Origin of the sequence: Allosalinactinospora lopnorensis, assembly GCF_000981225.1 — a bacterium.
Lineage (GTDB): Bacteria > Actinomycetota > Actinomycetes > Streptosporangiales > Streptosporangiaceae > Allosalinactinospora > Allosalinactinospora lopnorensis.
The window spans coordinates 1-5,368 of record NZ_LAJC01000143.1; the positions used below are offsets into that span (position 1 = coordinate 1).

Annotated in this window: 7 protein-coding genes; 3 read left to right on the top strand and 4 right to left on the bottom strand. The window is 72.2% G+C overall.

The genetic code is table 11. The features are described from left to right. The 3 genes from VS93_RS25890 to tnpA all read right to left on the bottom strand — a co-directional run. Positions 1–1,348, bottom strand: a 1,348-nt coding sequence (locus tag VS93_RS25890; RefSeq protein ID WP_236700752.1) for an AAA family ATPase, incomplete at its 3' end; no start/stop codon positions are given. Then, positions 1,348–2,499: an exonuclease SbcCD subunit D gene (locus tag VS93_RS25895; RefSeq protein WP_046472468.1), complete on the bottom strand. Its 1,152-nt coding sequence runs from the start codon at positions 2,497–2,499 to the stop codon at positions 1,348–1,350. The genes VS93_RS25890 and VS93_RS25895, both read right to left, overlap by 1 nt. Before the next feature lie 44 nt (positions 2,500–2,543). Continuing rightward, a complete protein-coding gene (gene tnpA, locus VS93_RS25900; protein WP_046472469.1) occupies positions 2,544–3,011 on the bottom strand; it encodes an IS200/IS605 family transposase in 468 nt (155 codons plus the stop codon). Positions 3,012–3,059: 48 nt separating this feature from the next. Between tnpA and VS93_RS32275 the strand changes: the two genes are divergently transcribed. Next, positions 3,060–4,016, top strand: a complete 957-nt coding sequence (locus tag VS93_RS32275; RefSeq protein WP_156185024.1) for an RNA-guided endonuclease InsQ/TnpB family protein — start codon at positions 3,060–3,062, stop codon at positions 4,014–4,016. Next, positions 3,955–4,335, top strand: a complete 381-nt coding sequence (locus VS93_RS29585; RefSeq protein ID WP_236700753.1) for a transposase — start codon at positions 3,955–3,957, stop codon at positions 4,333–4,335. Before VS93_RS32275 ends, VS93_RS29585 begins: the two co-directional genes overlap by 62 nt. Before the next feature lie 259 nt (positions 4,336–4,594). Here the strand turns inward: VS93_RS29585 and VS93_RS25910 are convergent, their stop codons facing one another. Then, entirely contained in the window at positions 4,595–5,110 is a 516-nt protein-coding gene (locus tag VS93_RS25910; RefSeq protein ID WP_052746011.1) for a hypothetical protein, read from the bottom strand. A gap of 7 nt (positions 5,111–5,117) precedes the next feature. Between VS93_RS25910 and VS93_RS27395 the strand changes: the two genes are divergently transcribed. After that, positions 5,118–5,368, top strand: a 251-nt coding sequence (locus tag VS93_RS27395; RefSeq protein ID WP_156185026.1) for a hypothetical protein, incomplete at its 3' end; no start/stop codon positions are given.

The window sequence follows — 5,368 nt, forward strand, 5'->3', positions numbered from 1 at the left end:
TGCCGGGCGAGCTCCAGCGCCTCGGCGGCGGCCTCGCGCGACCCGGCTCTCGCGCGGGCCTGCTCCAGCTCGGCGGCGAGTTCGGCGCGCCGCCGGGGGAGTTCGCCGGTGCGTGTCCGCACCCCTTCCAGCTCGGTGCGGGTGGTCGCCACCTGGGTGTCGAGTTCCTCGACGGTGTGGACCAGTTCCGCCCGCCGTTCGGCGTCACCGCGCAGGTGTTCCAGCCGGGCGATCTCGTCGCGCCGTTCGCGTTCGGCCGCGCGCAGCCCGGCGGCGGTGAGCCACCACCGCCGGGCAGGATACCGCCGAGCAGACCGAGGCGTTCGGCGACGTCCTGTTCGGCCTTGTCGAGCCGGCTGTGTTGCTGCTCCTGCGCGCGCAGCAGCGGGATGACCCGCGCCGCCCGGTCGGCGGCGGCGAGTTCGGTGTCGAGCGCGCGGCGCTGGTCGGCGCGTTCGGACAGTTCGGCCTCGCGCCGGAGTGTGTCGGCGTGGCGCTGTTGGCGCTCGGCCAGGGTGCGGGCCCGCTCCAGGGCGGCGCGGGCGTCGTCGCGCTCCGCGGTCAGCCCGGCGCTGACCAGTTCGGCCTCGCACGCGGTGGCCGCGGTGACCGAGGCCACCTCAGCGGCCCAGGGGACCAGGGCGTCCAGGCCCGCGGCACCGTCGGTGGCCGGCTGCGGTGAGCGCCCCACCTCGGCGATCAGGTCGGCGACGTGCGTGACGGCGCTCTCGGCGCTGGTGGCCTGCCTGCCGAGCGTGCGGGCGCGCTCGGCCAGCCATTCCTCGACCCGGGTGAAGATGCCCGTGTTGAAGATGCGTTCCAGCGAGTCGCGCCGTTCCCGTGCGGTGGCGCGCAGGAAGCGCGCGAAGTCCCCTTGGGGCAGCAGCACGATTTGGCAGAACTGCTCGCGGGAGAACCCCACGATGTCGCCGATGAGCTGGCCGGCTTCGTCGGGCCGGGTGGTCAGCCCGCGCCACCGGCCCTCGACCAGCTCGGTGACGCGCACCGAGGCCTTCTCCACGGTGCTGCCCGACCCGCGTTTCTTGGGACGCTCCCAGGCCGGGGAGCGGGTGATGTGCAGCCGGCGTCCCCGGATGGTGGCCTCCAGAGACACCTCGGGACGGCGGCCCGGCGGCGCGTGGCTGCTCCGCGGTGACTTGGCGGCCTCGCGCGCCCCCGGTACCTGGCCGTAGAGGGCGAAGCACACGGCGTCGAGGATGGAGGTCTTTCCGGAGCCCGTGGGGCCGTGGATGAGGAACAGCCCGCCGTCGCCGAGCCGGTCGAAGTCGACGGTCTCGGTGCCGGCGAACGGCCCGAACGCCTGGATCGTGAGGGTGTGCAGCCGCATCAGCGCGCGGCCTCGCGCGCCCGCAGGTCCTCGAAGGCACTGCGCACCAGGCGCCGCTCGTCCGCGGTGCTCGGACTGCCCCGGGCCCAGTCGACGAAGTCCAGCACGAGGTCGGGGTCGTCGCGGTCGGCGACCCGCCGCGTCCAGGAGCCGCCGTCGGCGACCCGCTCGTTCTCGGGCGCGAAGTCCAGGTGCAGGGCGTGCGGGAAGCGCTCGCGCAGCCGGTCCATGGGGAAGGCCGGGCGCAGCGGGTCGGTGAGCGTGACCTGTAGCCAGTGGTCGGTGTAACGCTCCCATTCGGGCGCGGTGAGCAGGTCGTCGATGCATCCGCTGATCCGCGCGATCGGGCGCGGGACCGGAGCCGCGACGAACTCGGTGGCCGCGACCCCGGAGGTGGCCAGGTCGACGATCCAGTACCCCTTGCGCTGGTGCTCCTCGGAGAAGGAGTAGGCCAGCGGGGAACCCGAGTAGCGCGCGGTCTCGCTCATCCGCTGCCAGCCGTGCAGGTGGCCCAGGGCGACGTAGTCCACCCCGTCGAAGACCGAGACCGGCACGTGCGCGGCGCCGCCGACGGAAATGTCGCGCTCGCTGTCGGAGGAGTCGCCGCCGCTGACAAAGGCGTGCGACAGCACCACCGAGCGCGTATGGGCCGGGCGCCCGGCGAGCTCGGCCCGCACACGCTCCATGGCGTGCCCGAGAACAGCGGGGTGGCCGCGCCGGGTGAGGCCCCAGTGGTGCCGGGCGATCTCGGGCTCCAGGTAGGGGATGCCGTAGAACGCGACGGGGCCGTGCTCGTCCTCGATCAGTACCGGGGTGCCGACCTGGTCCAGTGAGCTGCGCAGGTGCACACCGGCGGCGTCGATGAGACCGGTGGCGTAGTCCAGCCGCACCATGGAGTCGTGGTTGCCGCTGATGAGGACGGCACGCGCCCCGGTATCGCGGATGCGGGCCAGCGCCTCGCCGAACAGCCGCACGGCGTCGACCGGGGGAAGGGCGCGGTCGTAGAGGTCGCCGGCGACGAGCACGACGTCGACCCGCTCCGCGCGCACGGTCTCGATGAGGTGGTCGACGAACGCCGCCTGCGCGTCGAGCAGGTTCTCCCGGTGGAAGGACCGTCCCAGGTGCCAGTCGGAGGTGTGCAAGAGCCGCATGGTCCGCGAGACTACCGGGCGCCTTAGCGAGAGTGCGCCCGCCTTCAGGCGGGTGGTGAATCGCCCCACCGCCCTTCCGGTTGCGGCCCGGGGCGCCCCTGTGCCTCGATGTATCGCTTGACCACTGCCAGCGGCGCCCCTCCCACCGACCCGGCGAAGTAGGACCCCGACCAGAACCGGCCGTGCATGATGTTGCGGTTCACCTGGTAGGGGAACTCTTTGCGCAGGTAGCGCGACGAGACGCCTTTCAGTGAGTTCACCAGCTTCGAGAGCGCGACCGTGGGCGGGTAGTGCACCAGCAGGTGCACGTGGTCGCGCTCGCCGTTGAAGTCGCGCAGTTCGGCGCCGAAGCTGTCGCACACGGACCGCATGATCTCCTCGCACCGCTCCAGCATGGGGCCGGTGAAGACCTTACGCCGGTACTTCGTGACAAAAACCAAGTGGGCGTGAAGGTTGTAGGCGACGTACGCGCCCCGGCGCAAGTCGGGACTTTGTTCCCAGCGCGGTGACATGAACCAAATGATATAGTGTGATTCCGGCCGACGGTGAGGAGGTGACACGTGAAGCGGGAACGCGGCCACAAGGCCCGGATGTACCCCACGCCCGAACAGGCGAACGCCCTGGAAGCGCAGGGGCACGCCGCCCGCACCATGTGGAACCTGCTCCACGACTGGTGGACCCAGGTATCGGAGAACCGCAGGATCGACCTGAAGGACGCCGACGCCGCGATCCGCCAGTCCCGCAAGGACATCGACTGGCTCGCCGAACTCCCGGCACAAGCGGCACAGGCCGTCCTCAAGACATACGTCCAGGCGTGGCGCAACTGCTGGGACGGGCGGGCCGGGGAACCGACCTTCAAGGCCCGGTTCCGCTCGCGGATGGCCATCGACGTCCCCCAGGGCCGCGACCTGGGAATCCGCCGCGTCAACCGCCGGTGGGGCGTGGCCAAGGTCCCCAAAATCGGCATGGTGCGGTTCCGGTGGACCACGGACATGCCCGTGGGCAAGCACGCCGATGCGCACAACAAGGTCACCGGCGCCCGACTCGTGCGGGAGGCCAACGGCTGGCACGTCGTGTTCCGCGTGCGCACCGAAGTCAAGGAACCCGCCCCGCACACCGGCCCCGGTGTCGGTATCGACCGAGGCGTGGCCAAGCCGCTGGCCCTGTCGGAGGGCACCTTCCGCGAGCACGGGCCGTGGCTCAAGGCGGGCGAGGAAGAACACCTTCGCCGACTGGAGCGCAAGTTCGCCCGCCAGCGCCGCAACCACAAGCCGGGGCACAAGACATCGAACCGGCTGCGCCGGACCTATGACCAGATCGCGGGCGCGCGCGAGAGCCAAGCGGCGCGCCATCGACTGGCAGCACAAGACCACCACCGCCCTGGCCGAGACATTCGGCGTGGTGGGGGTCGAACGGCTTGCGATCGCCAACATGGCCCGATCGGCCCGAGGAACCGTGGATGCCCCCGGCACAGGCGTTGGCCAGAAGGCAGGGCTGAACCGCTCCATCGCCGGTGAGGCGTGGGGCCGCACCGTCACCCTGCTGGAATACAAGCTCGCTGAGCGGGGCGGATACCTCATCCGTGTGCCCGCCCCCGACACCTCGCGGCGCTGCTCGGTGTGCGGGTTCATCACCCCGGGCAACCGCGAGTCCCAGGACAGGTTCGCGTGCAAGGCGCCCGGATGCGGGCACACCGGCAACGCCGACACCAACGCGGCGCGTAACATCGCCCGCGCCGCCAAGCAGCAAGCGCCCCAGGACATTGCGGGTGCCAGGACGTGGAGCCCTCGGGGATACCCGGACTATGAAGCGTCAACCACCAGCGGCCCGCACTGACGGGTAGCTGGATTCTCCCGGCTTCAGCCAGGAGAGGATGTCAAAGGCACTCGGCACACCGTTCCAAGAACGGCTTCCAACGGGCTTACAGACCGCATTCAGGGAGGTGCCTCAGGAGGGCCGGCGGACGGGGGCGATTCGCGGGAGGCCGGTGGCGCAGGGAGGTGGCACCCGCCACGCGACCGTCGCCCAAGGGCCGCTGGCGACCGTCCGCTGCCCCTCCCGCCTGGGCCGGTCCCGTGCTGGTCAGGCCGGATGTCTAGTCCTCCAGCCGGTGTGCGGTCCGGCGCAGCAGCGCTGCCGCGGCCGCCGCGCTGAGCAGCAGCCCGAGGACGGTGGCGGCGGGCGGCGGGAGCTCCGGGGCGCCCCACAGCACCTGGACGGGCCAGAACGGCGGCAGCCAGGCCAGCAGCCAGCCGGTCGCCCCGGGGAGGAACCACATCGCCACGGGCACGAGCATGACGAGGCCCAGCCCCTTCAAGGCGGCCAGCGCCTCGACCTTGTTGCCGGCCACGGCTGTGACGGCGAGCATCAGCAGGGGCGCCTGGGCGCCGGCGAGCACCACCGCCGCGGCCAGCTCCGGCCCCCGGCCCTCCGGTGCCAGCCCGGACAGGGGGACCGCCACGGCCAGCCCCCCGATGGCCGCCGCGGCGGTCATGAGCATGCGGTACCCCAGGTACCACCCCAGGGAGGCGGGTGAGACGCGCAGCACCGCCAGGGTGCGGTCGTCGGCGTCCTCGATCAGGCGCAGGGCACCTACCGCTCCCGCCATCATCGGGCACGTGCAGCAGCACCAGTACGGCGAAGGCCAGCGGCAGGTAGGGCTCCAGGTCGACCCCGTGCGCGCGCCACACGTAGCCGGTCATGAGCGGGTAGCCGTACCGCAGTACGAGTGCGAGCAGCAGCGGCGCCGCCCCGACTACCACGAGGAGGAGGTCGCGCCCGACCCCCCGCAGGTCGATCAGCAGCAGCGCGGCCAGCACCCCGCCGCGCGGGCGGCGCCGTGGTCCGCCGGTGCCGCCCCGGAGCGCGG